The 18,007-nt window shown below is 41.8% G+C and carries 14 protein-coding genes and 1 pseudogene; 1 reads left to right on the top strand and 14 read right to left on the bottom strand.

Going from position 1 to position 18,007, the window contains the following annotated elements; translation table 11 throughout:
- Positions 1-34: 34 nt before the first annotated feature.
- From AC58PQ_RS28420 to AC58PQ_RS28385, 8 genes and pseudogenes are all read right to left on the bottom strand, one after another.
- On the bottom strand, positions 35-877 hold the full coding sequence (locus AC58PQ_RS28420; RefSeq protein WP_497247566.1) for a carbohydrate ABC transporter permease: 843 nt from the start codon (positions 875-877) through the stop codon (positions 35-37).
- Positions 878-900: 23 nt separating this feature from the next.
- Positions 901-1,785 (bottom strand): carbohydrate ABC transporter permease, encoded by an 885-nt coding sequence (locus AC58PQ_RS28415; RefSeq protein ID WP_497247564.1) that lies wholly within the window; start codon positions 1,783-1,785, stop codon positions 901-903.
- 98 nt (positions 1,786-1,883) lie between these two features.
- Positions 1,884-3,221 (bottom strand): ABC transporter substrate-binding protein, encoded by a 1,338-nt coding sequence (locus tag AC58PQ_RS28410; RefSeq protein WP_497247562.1) that lies wholly within the window; start codon positions 3,219-3,221, stop codon positions 1,884-1,886.
- A gap of 126 nt (positions 3,222-3,347) precedes the next feature.
- Positions 3,348-5,459 (bottom strand): alpha-galactosidase, encoded by a 2,112-nt coding sequence (locus tag AC58PQ_RS28405; RefSeq protein ID WP_497247560.1) that lies wholly within the window; start codon positions 5,457-5,459, stop codon positions 3,348-3,350.
- Positions 5,460-5,625: 166 nt separating this feature from the next.
- Positions 5,626-7,227: a response regulator transcription factor gene (locus tag AC58PQ_RS28400; RefSeq protein WP_497247580.1), complete on the bottom strand. Its 1,602-nt coding sequence runs from the start codon at positions 7,225-7,227 to the stop codon at positions 5,626-5,628.
- Between the two features lie 21 nt (positions 7,228-7,248).
- A complete protein-coding gene (locus AC58PQ_RS28395) occupies positions 7,249-8,973 on the bottom strand; it encodes a cache domain-containing sensor histidine kinase (protein ID WP_497247558.1) in 1,725 nt (574 codons plus the stop codon).
- Between the two features lie 461 nt (positions 8,974-9,434).
- Positions 9,435-10,022, bottom strand: coding sequence for an ABC transporter substrate-binding protein (locus tag AC58PQ_RS28390; protein ID WP_497247578.1), 588 nt, complete (start codon positions 10,020-10,022; stop codon positions 9,435-9,437).
- A gap of 3 nt (positions 10,023-10,025) precedes the next feature.
- A pseudogene (locus AC58PQ_RS28385) lies at positions 10,026-10,169 on the bottom strand (helix-turn-helix domain-containing protein); the annotation flags it as partial.
- 367 nt (positions 10,170-10,536) lie between these two features.
- Here AC58PQ_RS28385 and AC58PQ_RS28380 point away from each other — a divergent pair.
- Entirely contained in the window at positions 10,537-10,881 is a 345-nt protein-coding gene (locus AC58PQ_RS28380) for a helix-turn-helix transcriptional regulator (RefSeq protein ID WP_497247556.1), read from the top strand.
- A 101-nt stretch (positions 10,882-10,982) separates the two neighbouring features.
- Here AC58PQ_RS28380 and AC58PQ_RS28375 read toward each other — a convergent pair whose 3' ends face one another.
- From AC58PQ_RS28375 to AC58PQ_RS28350, 6 genes are all read right to left on the bottom strand, one after another.
- Complete coding sequence (locus tag AC58PQ_RS28375; protein WP_497247554.1) at positions 10,983-11,327, bottom strand: S-layer homology domain-containing protein; 345 nt, start codon at positions 11,325-11,327, stop codon at positions 10,983-10,985.
- A gap of 14 nt (positions 11,328-11,341) precedes the next feature.
- Positions 11,342-11,563, bottom strand: a complete 222-nt coding sequence (locus AC58PQ_RS28370; RefSeq protein WP_497247552.1) for a cohesin domain-containing protein — start codon at positions 11,561-11,563, stop codon at positions 11,342-11,344.
- Between the two features lie 9 nt (positions 11,564-11,572).
- Complete coding sequence (locus AC58PQ_RS28365) at positions 11,573-11,737, bottom strand: hypothetical protein (RefSeq protein WP_497247550.1); 165 nt, start codon at positions 11,735-11,737, stop codon at positions 11,573-11,575.
- Positions 11,738-12,057: 320 nt separating this feature from the next.
- Positions 12,058-16,617 (bottom strand): LamG-like jellyroll fold domain-containing protein, encoded by a 4,560-nt coding sequence (locus tag AC58PQ_RS28360; protein ID WP_497247548.1) that lies wholly within the window; start codon positions 16,615-16,617, stop codon positions 12,058-12,060.
- Positions 16,618-17,065: 448 nt separating this feature from the next.
- On the bottom strand, positions 17,066-17,278 hold the full coding sequence (locus AC58PQ_RS28355; protein WP_497247546.1) for a hypothetical protein: 213 nt from the start codon (positions 17,276-17,278) through the stop codon (positions 17,066-17,068).
- Between the two features lie 51 nt (positions 17,279-17,329).
- A complete protein-coding gene (locus AC58PQ_RS28350; RefSeq protein ID WP_497247544.1) occupies positions 17,330-17,857 on the bottom strand; it encodes an NPCBM/NEW2 domain-containing protein in 528 nt (175 codons plus the stop codon).
- Positions 17,858-18,007: the final 150 nt, after the last annotated feature.

The raw sequence follows: 18,007 nt of genomic DNA, 5'->3' as shown, positions 1-18,007 counted from the left end.
CCACCTCCTCTCGGCTTCATGAATGAGGGCTGCTTCACTTCAAAATAGCGCCTGCGGTTAAAGCATTCTCTATTTGCTCATTAGCAATCATGTAAACAATAATAGTCGGAAGACTTGAAATTAACATGGCCGCCCCAATCAATCCCCAATCGGCTACTCCTATGCTTACGAAAAAATCAAGCAATCCGATCGTAAGCGGTTTGAAGCTGTCTTTACCGGCAATAATGTAGGCAAGCGGGAATTCATTCCAATTACGCATGAATAATAAAACACATTGTGTAGCAAATGCCGGCATGACAACAGGGACAATAATTCGGAAGTATGATTGATAAATGTTACACCCGTCTATACAAGCAGCTTCTTCGAGTTCCTTAGGCAGTGATCTGAAAAACGCATAGAGCATGAACACACACGATGGCAGCGAAAAGGCCGTATAAGGCAACACTAAGCCGAGATAGCTGTCCTTTATGCCCAAATTCTTAACCAGCATAAATAACGGGATGATGACGACCTCAATAGGAATAATTAATCCGAGTGAAATATATATCATTACAGTTTTACTGTATTTCCAGTTCATTCTGCTCAAACAATAAGCCAGCATGCTCCCGATGAGAATCGTGATGACGAGTGTCCCAACGGTATATATAACACTATTTTTAAAGTAGATAAAAAAGTGGTATTTGTTTAGCGCTTTAGAGAAATTCGTAAAAACCCAGACTTTCGGCAAACCAAATGGATTATCAAACCCTTCGCTCTTAGACTTGAACGATAAGCTAACCATCCAATATAAAGGAAAAATAAAAGTGCAGCCAACCACAACTAAAAATACTTTAAGCCCATAATTAGCAAGATTCATCCTCAATTGTCTTAATGTCACAGTTTCTCACCCACTATCCTGTTCTAAAACTCTAATTTTTCTTTGGCAACAAACTTATTAATAAAAAATGAAATTATGAGACACTCTATAATAAATAACAATGCCGTAGCCGAGCCTTTTCCGAACTCGGAACTTTCAAACGCCATATAGTACATTTGATATACCATTGTTCTAGATGCATCTCCCGGACCACCCATGGTCATAATTCTTACATGCCCATACAATGCCATTGAGCCAAGCACTGAAATGATCAAAACATACTTGATAACATCCTGTAACAGCGGGATCGTAATTCTCATCCTGACTTGAATAAAATTCGCCCCATCAATCTCAGCCGCTTCGTAGTAATTTTTAGGGATCGTTTTTATTCCCGTATAGAAGAGCAGCGCATTTAACCCGATATATTGCCACAGAAAAGCTGCGGCTACGCTTATAATTGCCGTATTTTTATCTGTCAACCATTGTTGGGCGAGATAGCCAAGACCTATTTCTCTTAATATTTTATTGAACAACCCCCAGTACGGATCGTAAAAAGCAACCCACATTTGTGCTACAACAGTTACGGAAAGAACTGCTGGAAATACAGCGGCTGCCTTAAAAAATCTTCGGAAATTTGGACTCTGTATATCTACAAGCAATGCCAGCATCATCGAAATGGGCAGACAAACGAATGTAGATAAAGCAACAATGAGAAATGTATTCTTGTTAGCTTGCCAAAAAGCAGGAGAGAGGAGCACTTCTTTGTAATTTGCGATTCCGACAAACCCATAGCTCTTAAAACCGTCGTGTTTTTGCAAGCTGATCAACAATTCAGGGAAAAGAGGGTAAACCACAAAGATTGTAAAAAGAAGCAACCCGGGAAATGCAAACAAAAAGATTGAGAGTTTGTTATTAAAAAACTGTCTCATGTTGCCTCCAATTTCATTAAAAATGATGGATGTACGACATCCCATAATGAATTGTTTTCAAAATGGAATGTCGTACACGACTAACTATTTTTTACTGCTTATTTAAACCATGTGTTTTCTTTCCAAGTTTTATCAAAATCTTTCACAAACTGATCAGGCGTATATTGGCCTGTTAACAGGTTTTGACCCAGTGTCGAGAATTCAGCAGACACCTTTCCGTCTTGTGCATTTGTCGAATAGGAAGCGATTTTTGTAGGTACTGCATTATACCAGTCTAAAAACTTTTTCATTAATGGTTGCGGTTCAGCAGATGCTTTGCCTGTTTTAAGTGCAACTGGAGCTCCGGTGGATTCGAAGTATTGCGCGTCAGCCATAGCCAAGAACTCGGCCACCTTGACTGCCTGCTCTACATTTTTGCTTTTCGCGTTTACACCATAACCGCTAAGAGGCGAGCCCCAATATTGCGCCACTTTGGTAGGGTCGTATTTGTCACTTGCAGCCGGGAACGGGAAGAAATCTACCGTTGAATCTTTCGCTAAATCAGGCAGCTCCCAAGTCATCATCATATACATCGCAGCTTTCTTCGATGTAAACAACTCTTTGGCCGGGCCGTAATCGAGGTTAGCTACCCCCTCAGGCAATACACCTGATTTCGCTAACTGCGAGACTCTTGCAAGTCCCTCTTTAATGGATGGATTGTTGAAATCAGTCTTATTTTTTAACAGATCATCCATGGCTTGCGGGTCTCCAATTTGCACCATGTTCTGGATTAAGAATATATTCGTTGCCCAACCGCCTTTACCCGGAGTGGAAATCGGCACCATACCTTTGCCCTTGAGCGTCTGAGCTACTTTTACCAGTTCGTCGAACGTTTTAGGTATTTGTACGCCTGCTTGTTCAAACATATCTTTGTGATAGTAAATGACCGGCGTAAAATACGTATCAGCCCCGGATGAAAGGGTATAAACTTTATCTCTATATTTCAAAGCATCCGGCACCGAAAATTTGTTGATAAATTGATCCTTCGTCACATAGGGCGTCAAATCCAGCAAGTTACCCGCTGACAGGATCGGGATTGTAAGATTGGATTCGCCATACCATACATCAGGCAAATCTCCAGATGCATTATATGCTTTAAGTTTATTAGCATAATCTGCACCACCGCCGCCTGCTTCAAACTCTACTTCTACATCAGGCAGAGCAGCTTGAATGTTTGGCTTAATGAACTTTTCCATAATATTATTTCTGGCTTCATCCGTCGAAATCGTCATTACTTTAATTTTAGATTTAGCTTTTGTCGCGCTCTGGGGGGTGCTCGTTGCAGTGGAAGAGTCACCCTTACCGCTCGCATCTTTACCACTAGTTCCGCATGCTGTCATTGCGATTAACGATGAACCGACTACTAATGCGTTAAACAGTTTCAAATACTTTGACATGTCAAGACCTCCATCGATTATGTTTTTTTTCCAGACAGCTTATTTATACCCGCTTTCCTGTCCTGAATTTATCTTATACTTTTCACATGTCGATTTTAAGAGAAAATTATCGGTTCAACAGTAAAATTATCGGATGTTTTCACGAGTGAAAGTTATCAATTTGCTAGAAAAGTCTCCTGTAAGCGTAAGTTTTATGCCCCTATGCATCAAAGCGCCGCCGGATAATGTTTCTTGGGTTTCACTGATTTTATATATTGAATTTCCATCTAATCCCTTTAAGCGAATAGGAGGCAGCGGATTACGGAATTGCTGTGAATAAAGAAATACGAATAATGCGCATCTTGACTTATCTTTACTGACATACTGCACAGCTGAAAAGGAGGCTTTGCCCGGAGAATGCAGTCGATATAAATCCCCCTCTTGGATGATATCGCGAATTTCTTTATATTGCGTGATCATCTCTCGGCAAATTTCTAATTCCTCAGGGCTTGTATGATTTAAATTAAGTCCGATGCCCAATGAACCATTCATAGCACTATGGAATCGGTACTCCAACGACGTCGTTCTGCCGTTCACCCAGTTTGGAGAATCCGTTACCCAACAACGCATTGCTTTTGCTGTGTAAGCGTACGAATACCCTTCTTGGATCGTAAGTCGATCGAGCGGATCTGTATTGTCGCTAGTCCAAAACTGATGGGCATATCGCATAATTCCCAAATCTATGCGTCCCCCGCCCCCAGCGCACGATTCAAATGCAACGTGAGGATGCTTTTTCTGCAATCGTTCCCATAATTCATATATGGCTGTTACATGTCGTATCCAAATCTCCTTCTGCTTGTTAGCCGGCAACCCAGGCCATCCTGGTTCGCTAAAGTAACGATTCATATCCCATTTAAGATACGAAATATTGTATTCCGACAACAGCTCGTCGAGACAATCAAACAAATACTCTTTTACGTCAGGACGCGCTAAATTTAATACGAGCTGATTGCGTACTTCTGAACGTTCTCTTCCTTCAAAGTAATACACCCAATCTGGATGGAGACGGTATAAATCACTGTTTGGATTCACCATTTCCGGCTCGACCCACAATCCGAACTGCATACCCAAATGGTGCGTATGTTCAATTAATGGCGTTAATCCATTTGGAAACTTTTCAGGGTCTACTCTCCAATCGCCAAGTCCCGCATTATCGATAACTCGTCCAACAAACCAACCGTCGTCCACAACGAATAGTTCGGCGCCCATAGCAGCCGCTTTCTCGGCCAAAGCCATTTGTCCCGACTCAGTCACATCGAAGTATGTTGCTTCCCATGAGTTGTATAATACCGGCAATTGACGATCCGCACCAAGCAAAACATATTTGCGCTCATAATCATGCATATTACGGCTAGCTTGTCCAAAACCTTGATTCGTATAACCCCCGACGCAAGTTGGAGAAACAAACGCCTCACCAGGCGCTAGCTCCCAAGAGAAATCAAAATGATTAAGACCTACAGCGACCTGTACGTTATGGTAAGGCGTATGCTCTGCAACAATTTTCCAATGTCCACTAAAAGCAAGAGCACCAAAATATACTTCTCCTTGATCCTCATTGGCACTGTTGAAATCTACAGCAAACCAAGGGTTCGCATGGTGACCTGTATTGCCGCGTCTGCCTTCCAGCACCTTTTTACCTTCCAGAAGTCGTTCCTGACGAACTTGAGTCTCCGCACACCAACGACCTGTTAAATAAGTAAGCCGATAATCCGTATTTTCAGGCAAGTGCCATACAGCCGCCATAATTTGCTCCAGTGTCACAGAGTGATCGGAATGGTTAACAACCTCCACTTTCCTTTCAACGAGATCAAATTCCTCGATGATATGATAGTGAAGTTTAACGGATATATTTTGCAATTTATCCAGTAGAATAATAACTAAAGAAGTTTCATCCACAATTTGAAATGCCTCACAGCACAAGACTAGATCTCTTGTACCATCCGCATACAGCACCTTTAATCCCGGTTCCGTAAAGTTAAACTCTGCCCAGGGCATCAATTCTTCACGGCTGTTACCTTTCGCCGATTCCCATGACCACTTTGTCAGATCAAAACAACTGAGATAATCGTCAACTTGTAATAACGATTTTCCCCAGTATACATGCTGAATCGCTCCATGTTCATCACATCTAAGGACATAATCCATACCTTTCGTTTTCATCACCCATAACTGCTGCTGTTCAAAATATTGAATCGACATCTTCTATTTACGCCACCTTTCATATGCCAACTTTCCAGACCTGAACTTATCTTATACTTTTCGCTAGAAGTCATTAAGAGAAAATTCTCGGTTCAACAGTAAAATAATCGGATTTTTCGAAAGAAAAAATGCTTCCAATTCATGGAAGCATTTCAAAAAAAAATTATTATCTTATTATGTTTTCTATATAATTACTTGGAGTAATACCAAAGTTTTTTTTAAAGCATTTGCCGAAATAGTTAGCGTCCGCATAACCAACTTTATTCGCGACAATTTGAATGAGCCGCTCTCCGTTATCAAATAGCTCTTTTGCTTTATACATGCGCACCTCCGTTAAATAATCGTTTATTGTTTTTCCTGTCTCTTTTTTGAACACAAAGCAAAGGTGACTGTAATTCGTATATACTTGCTTTGCAATATCATCAATCTTCAGTTCATCATTAAAAAAGTGGCTCTGGATATAATGTTCTACTTCCTTGACTAATCTCGCGGATTTAGAATGTTTATTTTGTTGCACATGGCGTATCGTGGTTGCAAACATATCTTTGATCTGTTTTTCGATTTGATCAATTGATTTCATTTGCTGAATGTTTGCAAGAAGAAAATCCGCATCCGTAAAAACCTCTTTGATACTCTGTTCTGTTTCCGCGAGGTATTCCAAGCAAGTCGAAATCATTTCTATACTTGCAACAAACAGCATATCCACACTAATATTTTTCATCCTGAACATGGTGAAATAGTCTGTAATCCTTTTTTCCGTTTCCATTTCATTGCCGATGCGTATGCTCATCAACAATTGATTTCTTTGCTCCATGGAGAATAACGTCCCCGTCATCCCAGTTTCCGATACCATGTTATGCGGTATAACACGGTTTCCCCCTAAAATCAATCTATTTTTCAAAGCAAATAATGCCTCTTTATAAGAGATAGACACCTCTACAAGATCATTATATATATTTCCAATCCCTATTGTTACTGTAAATTTCAAGAATTTATGGACAGCATGCCTAATCCCCTCGCAAAGCGCCTCCTTTTTGTCAAATGATTCTCTATCCTTGAGGCCAAGTATGAAGCAAATGTGTTCAAATTGATCACGACAAATCGCATACTCGTATTTATCTTCAACAAAATCGGAGGCAATATTGGAAACGGCAAATTGCCAGATTTGAAAATCTCTTTCAGTCCATTTTAACTCCTTTTTCCTGTCTATTTCGATGACAAAAGACAGATAGTAAGGTGAAGAAAGAGAAATATTTAAGTATTCCAATCTTTGCATCGCTTCATAACTGTCAAAGGAAAAGTTCCCCTGCAATATTTCGTTGAGCAGCCTGTCCCTTAATACTGGCATATGCTCACGGGCTTGTTTCTTTAACTCTTCCATCTCAAGCTTGACACTTTGCTCACTTTCGATGATAGCTTTCATCTCAAACAGTGATTTTTTAATTTCATTCTCATCAATAGGTTTCAAAATGTAGTTGTGTATTCCCAACTGCACAGCTTGTTTGGCATAATTAAATTCGCTATGCCCAGTAAGAATCATTATTTTAAGCTCTTGCCCCTGCTCCTTTACGCTTTTGATAAACTCAAGTCCGTCCATTACCGGCATATTAATATCTACAAGCGCAATATCCGGCTTGAATTCACGAAGTTTCTCTAGAGCTTCCTTCCCGTTCTTGGCCTCACAGCAAATTTCAAATCCGAGATCGTGCCACGGTAATGAAATCTTCAATGCCTGTCGAAAATAATATTCGTCATCGACAATCAACACTTTAAGCAAGCTAATCCCCCCTCAAATAGCACTTAATGGAAATTTGATCACGACCTTTGTATAGGCCCCTACTTCGCTTTCAATATCGAGACCAAATTCATCGCCATATAACAGCTTAATACGGTTGTTGACACTGCCGACACCGAAATCCGTTTGTTTTGTTATCTTAGACGACTGGTTTATTGGCAGTTTCAATACATTTATTATTTCATCAGCGCTCATTCCCACGCCGTCGTCAAAGATTTCAATCACTACATTCCGCTCTTTTTTATAACCTTTTATGATGAGAATTCCTTTTTCATTTTTATGTTTAAGACCATGATAGATGGCGTTTTCAACGAGTGGCTGCATCGTCAGCTTGGGAATCAAGTAGTGCATGATGTCCTCATCGAAATCAATCGTAAAGTTCATATATTCCATATATCTTAGCTTTTGGATTTCCAAATAACTAACGGTTAATTGCACTTCATCGCTGATTTTAATGATATCGTTCCCTTTACTGAGCGAAATTCTATAGAAATTGGCCAAGTATTTCGAAGCAGTTATGGCTTCTTCCTTCATATCCAGCTTGATAAATGAGATAACGGTTTCAATCGTATTGTACAGAAAATGCGGCTTGACTTGTGATTGTAGAAGTTTAAACTCAATTTCCGCTTTCGTTTTCTGTTCTTCATAGTTTTTAACAATGAGATTCTCGATTCGGTTCATAAGACTGTTTAAGCCTTCACCGAGCAATCCGATTTCGTCTAAAGAATTGTTAGCTATCCGAACATTCAAATGACCAAGCCGTATTTCCTTCATCGTCTTTGCGATCTGCAAAATCGGTCTGGTTATTGTCCGTGAAAGCATGAAGGATACGATAAAAGCAAATAACAAACAAAAGATTCCAATAATAATGATCAACTGGTTTATTTTCTTATTCTCCACCGTGATCTCATCAAGCGGAATCACACTTAAAATTTTCCACTGTAGTTTTTCAAAGTTATGCGTTGTTATTAAAACTTTGTCTTTGCCGCTTCCGTTTATTTGAGTCACATTCATGCTAGAGTCATTATTAATTGTTATGTTGCTGATATCACTAAATTTTTTATAAAGGTCATTCTTGTTTTGAGAGGATATGACCTCTCCATTTTTGTTTAGAATGTAAAACTTCGCACCCTTTTTATTCATATGATCCAAAAAAATAGATGCGATATCGCTTTCTTTAAGATACAAAACGACAATCCCTACAGTCCTGCCCGTATCTTTATGAATAACCGCTTTCGCAACGGCAAATATATTTTCATTTGTTCCGTAATTGTACTTAAAAGGAAACAAATTTGTCCAGATGGGGACCTGTTTTTCCTTGATCATATGAATCAAATCCGGATCCATTATTTTTGATAAGTTTGTGTTATCGGCGTAGCCAATATCAAAGAAATGATTTTTATAGTCCATCACACTTGCCGCGGCAACTAGAGTATTCGGCCGGACAAAATTGCTTATGACTTCAGAAAGTGTATTTTTGAGATTCAGACTTTGCAATAAATCGTTTAATTCCGAAGTATTTGAATCATATTCATCCATATATTTCAGAAGTTGGGTCTGCAACCTGTGATCCGTTGCGAGCATTCTCGAGTAATCCTCTACATTATTCGCAAGCGTTTGTAAATTTTTATTAATAAGCCCCAGTTCTCTGGATGAGTTACTAATGGCTTTATCTATAATTGCATTACTTGAAACATTATTTGCAAACAAAGCGAGCATACAAAGAGACACTACAATGATTAAGATATTACTAAAAAAAATTTTGTTCTTTATCGATAAACGTTGATATAGAATCTTCATCTTTTTAAAATGTTCTTTATTTATCATATTTGCCTCCAATAGTTAAAGGCGAGCTCGCCCGAAGATCTTGCCGCATAATGACTCGAAGCTATAGATTGCCAAAGAGTTCTAAAGACCGCTCAGTAGCACTCAAGCGAAAACGACGCCAGAATACCAGGATTGCCAATATATGATAAACAGCGACAAGAAGCCCATGGTGGCAATGCGGAAAGCATCACGGGGATCATTTTTCTATTAAGCTGAATTTGCCTTAAATAGGAGTTAGGAGAAGTCATTTCTTAACGCTCCCTTTCAGTTCAGTCTTTATTAACGGAGCTTCGTCTTTCGCTATCCAATCTTAACATAAAAGCAAAAAAAGTGCCTCACCAGGCACTTTCCTCCTAATCAACTATCCTCTCCACTGCTCCAACTCGTCGATGATCCGATGCTATCCGGTCGGCGCCCAGCTCATGCTGACCCAATTGGGAATAAGGACCGTCTGGTTCGTCTCCATCCTGTTTGCTCCCTGCCGCGCCGCTGCCTGAAGCAAGCCGCACACGGATTTTGCCATGCTGCAGCCGGACCAGCGAGATCGTTTTGCTGCCGATGGTTTCCGAGAGCCGCTTCCTCGCAGCCATCACCCGAGCCTCCAACTGGCGGCACGTATGCTGCGCCTCGGCTTCCCTGCCGACGAGCTCGGCCAGCCGCATAAATCCCCAGCGCCAATCCATCGTGAGGCGAAGGACAACGGTAGGCGCGATCTGCTGTAAGCGCTCATACTGCGCATGGTGCCTAGCATCGGCGACGATGACATCCGGCCGGAATTCGCGCATGTGTTCCAGTTGAAGCTCTATGAAGCGTTCATCTTCCTTTGTCTCCATGCTCAGCAAAGAGTCCAATTCAAAGGCGTCCTCGACCCCCAAGGACAGCAAGCAGTCTTTGTACCGGATGCAGGAAGCAGTGGCGAGCTTGATTTGTTTTCGTTTCATATAAAGCGTGGGCGACAATCCGAGCGACTTCTTAAACATCCGGCTGAAATAAAATTCGCTGCCCATGCCGACGGCGCTGGCCGCTGCCTTGATAGAATAGTCCGGCTGCTGCAGCAAGCGCTTAGCTGAATCGATCCGGATCTTATTTAAATATTCAACGTATCTTCACTTCAAAGTCATTACCTGCCGTTATACTTGGTTCCGTGATGGAAAGTAAATAGCTCGGGCTAGAGTTTGCATGAATAGGAGCCTGTGGAAGCAAGAATATAGTCAAAAGCAACGCCAAACTGAATCCAAGAAGTTTTTTTAACATCGAAGTAATCCAACTTTCAAAAATATATTACTGAGCGATAAGAGATAATGAGAACAGTTGCTTCCCCTTTGTTCATAATAGTTAAAATTCCACTGCAACAAGATCGGGTGTTTGTCTACCTTTTGATTTCAGCTAAGTGAATGACGAAATAGTGATGATTTAATCATAAATTTTCAGCTATATATTGAATATCCTAAAAATATGCACAATTATCACAAAATACGTACTTTTTCGACATTTACAATATATTCAAGAATGCATTCTGCCACCCACATGCTTATTGCGGATCGAGTGGACCTGAACGTGTCTTATTTGAGCCGGGAATTTAAAAAGTATAAAGGTATCCCTCCTATTGAATACCTGACTCAACTTAGGATTGAAAAGGCCAAACAATTGCTTACGGATGACTCCAACCTACAATTTAAAGATATTGCCACTCTAGTCGGTTATAGCAATCAATACTACTTCAGCAAAGTATTTAAATTCATTACGGGCTTGACGCCAACTGAACACAAAAAATCCTTTTCTAAGGAATCGAAAAGTTAACGGATTGTTGACTCCATTTCTGGACAATATAACTAGACAAAAAACTCATGAAAGGTCCCCCCTCTCATGAGCTTTAAGCTGCTTAAAAGCTAATCACTTTTTTACTTTTCTTCTCGCGACTTCTTAGGAACAACACGACTACCGGACTTCATATAATTCGTCGGACTTTCCGGATGGAATGATCCATCCTCATATCCATCGATAATACGCAGTTTCACGAACATACCTATGGTCTTTTCGGCCCAGTGTCCTTTAATGTCAGTCAAAATTTTCGTGTTCGATGTATTGGACTCCGCTACCTTAGACTTAATAGTTTGAATGAAGTCTTTTACAGAAATAATGTCGCTATTTAACACGCCATTCATATTAGTCGGGATCATTTTGTTTATATTAGCCGAAACCTTATTATTGCCAGAAACAACATTAGACTCTAACTTCGAATTCACCAGTTTCACACTGTCTAGTTAATTTCAGCCGATCCTTGATTTTTCCCTTTAAGTGTCAGTGTTGCCAGTGTCACATTCCCGCTCTTGCCTAAAGCATTTCCTAATTGCCAATTCGCAATTAGAACTTTGTTCCCTTTCACAATGGGTCCCACAGCAAAGCCTTTACTGTCACTAGAACCACTGATACACTCCAAAAGGCTTGTATCAAAAGATAAACTAACTTCATATGCGTACAAGTCACTTACTTACTTTCCACTCACCGTTACTTGAAAATTATCGCCTGCCGATATGCTGTCATCCGAGATGGAAAGAAAAAAGTCCGGTCCTGAGTTTGCTTGTACACCGAGTGATGGAAGTAAAATCATTGTTAAAATAACCAACAGACCGAATGCGTGTATTTTTTTTATCATCGTAGAGATTCTCCCTTTCGTACAACACGGTGTGGTTAGATTTAAAATACCGAGTTCTTTAAGTGCCTTTCCAAGTCGCCTATAGCTTGTTCGTTCAGATAACGTATATAGTCTATTATTTGTATTGTTCAAAATACAATTAGTTGGCTTTCTACATGAGTTAACTTCTCGCATTAAATGTCAACGTAACTTGTTACATCGCCGTCTAGAATTGAAACCTATATTAAACTCTTGCAGAATGTGAAAATGGAAGGGGGGAGACTCTAAATCTCCCCCATTTCTTTACCAATTCATTTAATCCTTAATCATTCGAAGCTGTTTTATTGCAAGATCGCTCTAGCTACAATGGCAAGGTCTGTAATGTTTACTTTGCCGTCATGATTGACATCCGCTTTCTCATTCCAGCCCGCTTGACTTTGTTCTTTACCGTAAGAGGCTGCAACTAAAGCCAAGTCTCCAATTGAGACACCACTTCCATTGAAATCTGCGATTATTAACTTGCTTTCAAACGATTGAACGGCTGCTTCCAATGCAGCTTTCGCATTATCCACCTGCTGTTGCGTCACGTTTGAATTATTCACTATTGCACGGGCCGTATCAATAGCCGACTGCAATAAAGCTTTGGAGCCAATCACATACAGTCCGTTATCATTTCCTTCCACGGCTGCAGCGTACTTCGCCTGAGCGCTTGCGATCACCCCGTTCAAGAGCGACTTATCTACAGGTATAGCAGGTACAGTAATTTGAATCTCGCGGGAAGCACCGCTAACCTGCAGTTCATTCCCCTGTGCATTGGCAATCTTTACATTGTCTACAGAAATTGTCGTATTGGTCGCCTGGGTGACAGATTTGACCTTAAATTGGATGGATAGCAAATCGCCTTGAGCAGGTACATTCGCGCCCGCGCTTGCAGCCACAAAACGGAGTTGTCCTGGAGCCGTTTCTTTAGGATCGAAAACTCGGAATCCGTCTTTCAGAGATGTCACCGAATCGAATTGCACACTTGCAGGGTCATACTGTAGTGTAAAATCCTGGGCGTACACTTGTTGGTATACGCTTTGCGTAACGCCGCTCAGTCCCATCGTCAGAGTGAAGGTTTGGCCAGTAAGTACCTGCTGTACACCTGTCAATGTAGACTTTGGTGTTGCTGGTGCCGCCAGCACAGTCACGCTGACGCTTGTTGCCAAAGCTACGTTATTCGGATTTACCACGCCTGCAGGCAGAGCTACATCTCCACTAACGGTGAATGTTTGCTGCGTCCGTTCAGCCGGATCATAGCTTGAATCGTCTACATGCCATATAACTTCAGCGTTCTTGCTTCCCGTATCAGTTACGAGCTCTGCCGATGCAGGTAATCCAAGGGCAGCTGCTGTTTTTGCCGTGCCGTTTGGCAATCCTGTAATTGCGGCAGGCGCTGTTATGCTCTTAAGCGTCGGTCCTTGCCCCTCACTCATCAATTGCGTTACTTGAGATTGAGTCAACATCCCGTCAAATACACGAACGTCATCCAGTTGTCCGCTGTAAGCTTCTCCGCCGGTTTCTGTGGCTCCCAGCATGATTCTACTCGTTACGATCGGAAGCGGCCCGAGATTCGTTGCATCGCTTGCCACTACGTTACCATCGACATAGATCTTCATACCCAATGCGCGATCGTAGGAAGCCACATAATGATGCCAGTTGTTATCGCTATAGGTCCATGGAAACGATAGCAATTTAAGAGAACCATTGGGCCAATAGGCCACGCGAGCCTGATTCCCGCCTCCAAACTGAAGGGCTGTGAAACGCTTATCTTGACGGACAATACTCGTGGTGCCGGTTGCAGGCTGAGAAGTCTTGAACCAAAACGACACGGTCTCGTTACCTGATTGATTCAAAATTGCCGGAGGGTTGATCTCTGCCCTTGAGCCGCCGCTGAAAGCAAGCGCTCCGCCGATCTTGCCTAAATTGGTCCAAGTTGGGTTGTTAACCAGAGTTCCAGTGTTGCCCTTGCCTGAAGAATCGCCAGCGGTTGTACCAGAGCCTTCATCGAGCTTCCAGTGGGCTACTAGTTCGACAGGCTTAGCAGTTACGCTAATGCTTGTTGTCAATGGCACGTTGTTCGGGTTTGCAACTTCAACAGGCAGGGTTACGGTTCCTGGTACCGTGAAGGTTTGCACCGTCTTGATCGTTGGATCGTAGCTAATGCTGCTTAAATCCCAAGTTACATTGGCATCCACATTACCTGAAACGGTTACAAGCGATACTTTACCGGGCAATCCAAGAGCTGCCGCTGTCTTCGCCGTTCCGCTGACCACTGTTATTGGTGCAGGCGCTGTGATGCTGTTCAAATTCTTTGGTTGAATCTCTTTCAATTCAAACCAGCGCAAAGCCCAATAGCCTACAGGCATATTTAGCCTTATTTTATGTGAGCCTTCACTCAGTGCGACGACCGGATCGGATATATTGGTATATACTTCCCATGTACCGGATGAGAATGTGGTTTTCTTTATTGGTACTCCATCTACCTGGAGTTCAATCGCTCCTGTATACCCGCTTTTTGATGACGCCCTGTAAGTTACTTGGTAGAGGCCCGTTTTTGCAACATTTACATTATATTCCAACCAGTCGCCAGGATCTATAGAATTCACTCGATATGTGGGTCCGCCATCATTAACCGCTTCACTTCCAATTGTAGCACCATGTTTCGAATTGTAGCTTACACCTTCTATCCTTCCTGGCACCAATGCTGAACCAGGCAATTCATCAAGCGTATTTACATGAAAGCTGGCTGTCTTTCCACCTAGCGTCACAGTCAATTGCTGTCCTGCTTTAATAATGGCATTATCAAAGCCGGTAATATTATCAATCGTGACGTTCTCCACTTTGGTTGTTCCATCGCTGTAAGTGCCTGTCACAACCAGCCCTGCAATATTAAGCTTTTCACCCAACAGGTAATTCAACATTGTCGGCAGTGTCGTTATTGCAATGCTTTGCAACTTAACGGTAGAAGTCTCTTTGGCAATTGCCATGATCTGATCTGTAGACAATGCTTGATTATAAAATCTTACGGCATCGATACGTCCTTTGAAGCTTTGTTTGCCACTGCTGTCTGCGCCTATATACGTTCCCGTTGTTGGCGTAGAAGGAGCTACTGTATTATTGGTTACCGGTACACTGCTACCACCCACATACAGTTCCCAGACGCTGTTTCTTCTTGCCGCAGAAATATTGGTCCATTTCCCCGCTGTCAAAGCGGTTTGCGATCCAAGAATCGTCGTTCCGCCAATCGCAATGGACACTTTATCGCCCTGGCTATGATCCACTACGATGGAATAACCGTTGGTGAGGCCGTCGCCATTGGTCAAGATCTGCTGCGATCCCGAAGTTGCGCCATTCCACTTCACCCAAGCTGTTAGCGTTACATCGTCTGTTTTGGTTGATGCAAGGCCTGCGCTCGCATAATTGCCGTCAGCACCGTTCAGGTTGAGCGAAGCGGAACCTTCCATTTTATCGGTCGTATCATAGGCAGCACTTCCCTTCAAGACTGCATTGATTCCGTTCGCGATACTGTCATTGCCATTGCCGTTGAATCCCCACATCGTGCTGTAATTGGCGCTATCGATAATTTGGAATTTATCGATATTCACGCCCGCCGTTGTGACATCGCTTTGGATGACGACCTTGTTATTTGGACCCGGATTCAGCTCAACAGGTACCGCCAAATCGTTATACGAGCTCATGCTTCCGGTAGTCGGAAAGCTAAGCCTGTTCTGTACTTGGACGCCATTTACATATATTCCCTCGGTAACATTGGCAGCATCGGTAGCATACCTTATTTTCAATATTTTATTGCCGCCAGTAGCACCTCCGTCAACCTTGAGCGACTCGATGTATGCTCTTGAATCGTTCATATTCACATACTTGCCGCTAGGCAGATTGATGTCGTCGCCAGAGGTTGCATATGCGAATACACGATCCTCGGCTTCATATATGCCGGTTGTATTCGGCTGCAGACTTATCGTACCTTCCCATATGGTTTTTTGTGTACTTACATCCCTACCCATTAAATGCACCTTGTCTTTATATACATCAAAAATCATAGCTTGATTACCTACAACGGCACCGTCTCTTACTGCAGAGAACTTCCCGGCGTACAAGTTGCCAGGTATCTTAATATCGTCGTGAAGATGTCCTGTAGTTAAAATAGCCTGTGGATATTTTTCTAGAATATTCTTGAACTTCTGATCCTGTACGGTATTTTGACCATAACTATCCGAATATGACCTGGATACGGTCTGGTAAATAGGCTGATGATTGAACAAGAAAATCGGCTTGCCAGGAACAGCATTTGCAGCAAGCTCGCTTTCCAACCAGGCTAACTGAGCGTCGGACATATACGCGGTATTGGTCAGTTTTTGATCATACGCTAAAAATATGAAGTCATAGCCTTGTACTTTCCGGCTGTAATACACCGTACTTTCTGGTATTCCTGCCTTTTGTCTAAATCTGTTCTGCGCTAAATTAAAATCCGTCATCCAATCATATTCATGATTTCCAATTGTATAATACATCTTCGGATGATTATTTACAGAATTGATAGCATTGAGTATAGTGTCATATTCACCGATATCCCCGTAATTGGTTATATCCCCGACTAAAACCATTGAACTGATATTATTAGCAACAGCATCCTTTACAGCATTAACCGTATTACCTGGGTTGGTATGCGTGTCCGACATTGACATAAAGCTGAAAATCGGACCTGTCGAAGAGCCATCCGCCCCTTCAGCAGAGCTTTTTCCTTGAAAGAGCACAGTGATAAGGCCAGTACTGCCTACCAAAGCTGTGGCTATCAGGAGTAGTGATAGAAATGATTTTTGGAACCTTTTCTTGAAAGACATTTGTTTTACCTCCATTAAATTACTTAAATAATACCTCGGCTACCAGTGAATCCATGAGTATTGAACTCACTTTTCCCTTCCGATGATGAATGACTGCATCCTCGGTGCAATGATCCAACAGTTCAGCGACTCCCCTCCCCCCCCAGTAATTCAAGATTCACGAGGTAAACATGCTATTGCAGCGGATCGGATGCTTGTATCCTCCAATGATCAAACATGACTAGAATAACGCTCTACCCGAGAAGATTCTTGTAAACGTTTTGTAAACGGTTTCTAATGATTGCATGTGAAATATTCCTTTATCGGATCATGCAGCACTTTAAAAATGATGACGCTATAATTAGCATTTTTTTTGAAATGCTAATGATTCAATACTAAATTTTTGTTTAAATTTTGAATATCCTAAAAACATGTACAACCATCCTAAATATCCAAACTTTTCTGATCTTTACAATATATTCAAAAAATATTTAACAAGTCTTCTACTTTCCAGTGTGTAAGGAAGCTTTCTTACAATATAGGCAATGACAAGGATCGTAATCGTTCCGCTCATCAGCAGCGGTTTTTTGTGACCTATAAACAGCAGGGCCGTTTTGAACACCATTAAAGAGCCAGCAAACAAGGTTGGGGTTATCAATGGCAGGATGATGGTAAGTAACAATTTTATACGAATTGCACCCTAAGCTTCCCACTGCGACACATCCAGTTTTATTCAATAATCAAACGTTTTGTAAAACAAGATTACTGAGCGAAGATCAAATGAATCTAGAAGCTCGGCTGGATATACAAATTTGGCGTCGCACCAATCGCTGTGATCGGAACTGTTGCCATTCCCGCTATCGTTAGTGACAAGCTTTACCTTCTTCGCACCGGTAATATCTACTTTTATCGCGACTTCTGCTGAATTCCTGGTAAGAACGTTAGTCGTGGCGGATGTGACTTCCACATCATCCAGGAAGACTTGGAATTTAACGGAGCCAGCATTGGCAGCAACTTCCCGGTCACCCCCTACTTTGGCAAAGTATTGATAATTCTGATTCTCGACATTATAGATCAATTCTGAATTGGCATGTAAACCAAGCCCCTTGACATATTGTTTTTCTAATCCGTCAACGCCCAACAATTTCAAGGTATTCCCATCGACGCTTTTATCCAATTTGATACTACCCCAGCCAGTTTTACCGCTCTCATAAGAAATATCGCTAAGGTATACGTAATTGGTTCCTGCGGTCGCTTGCACTTCAGCCTTTGTAGGCCTTCAGGAATTATTCAGACCGAATATGTAGAAGGCATGAATTTCAACGTTGAAATTGCATTTAAACAAACCTTAACCCCAGCATATAAGTTGCTTGTATGTTGGGGTTAAGGTATATGTTCGTAGTAGTTTGCG

It is taken from the genome of Paenibacillus sp. J22P143 (assembly GCF_059692035.1).
Note: the sequence above shows the minus strand (reverse complement) of the source record. Positions and strands in the feature narration are given on the sequence as shown.

Coding starts and splice junctions, on each gene's coding strand:
- AC58PQ_RS28380 (WP_497247556.1), top strand. CDS start 10,537: ATGCACAATTATCACAAAATACGTACTTTTTCGACATTTACAATATAT.
- AC58PQ_RS28410 (WP_497247562.1), bottom strand. CDS start 3,221: ATGTCAAAGTATTTGAAACTGTTTAACGCATTAGTAGTCGGTTCATCG.
- AC58PQ_RS28405 (WP_497247560.1), bottom strand. CDS start 5,459: ATGTCGATTCAATATTTTGAACAGCAGCAGTTATGGGTGATGAAAACG.
- AC58PQ_RS28395 (WP_497247558.1), bottom strand. CDS start 8,973: ATGCTCGCTTTGTTTGCAAATAATGTTTCAAGTAATGCAATTATAGAT.
- AC58PQ_RS28360 (WP_497247548.1), bottom strand. CDS start 16,617: ATGTCTTTCAAGAAAAGGTTCCAAAAATCATTTCTATCACTACTCCTG.
- AC58PQ_RS28415 (WP_497247564.1), bottom strand. CDS start 1,785: ATGAGACAGTTTTTTAATAACAAACTCTCAATCTTTTTGTTTGCATTT.
- AC58PQ_RS28390 (WP_497247578.1), bottom strand. CDS start 10,022: ATGAAACGAAAACAAATCAAGCTCGCCACTGCTTCCTGCATCCGGTAC.
- AC58PQ_RS28365 (WP_497247550.1), bottom strand. CDS start 11,737: ATGATAAAAAAAATACACGCATTCGGTCTGTTGGTTATTTTAACAATG.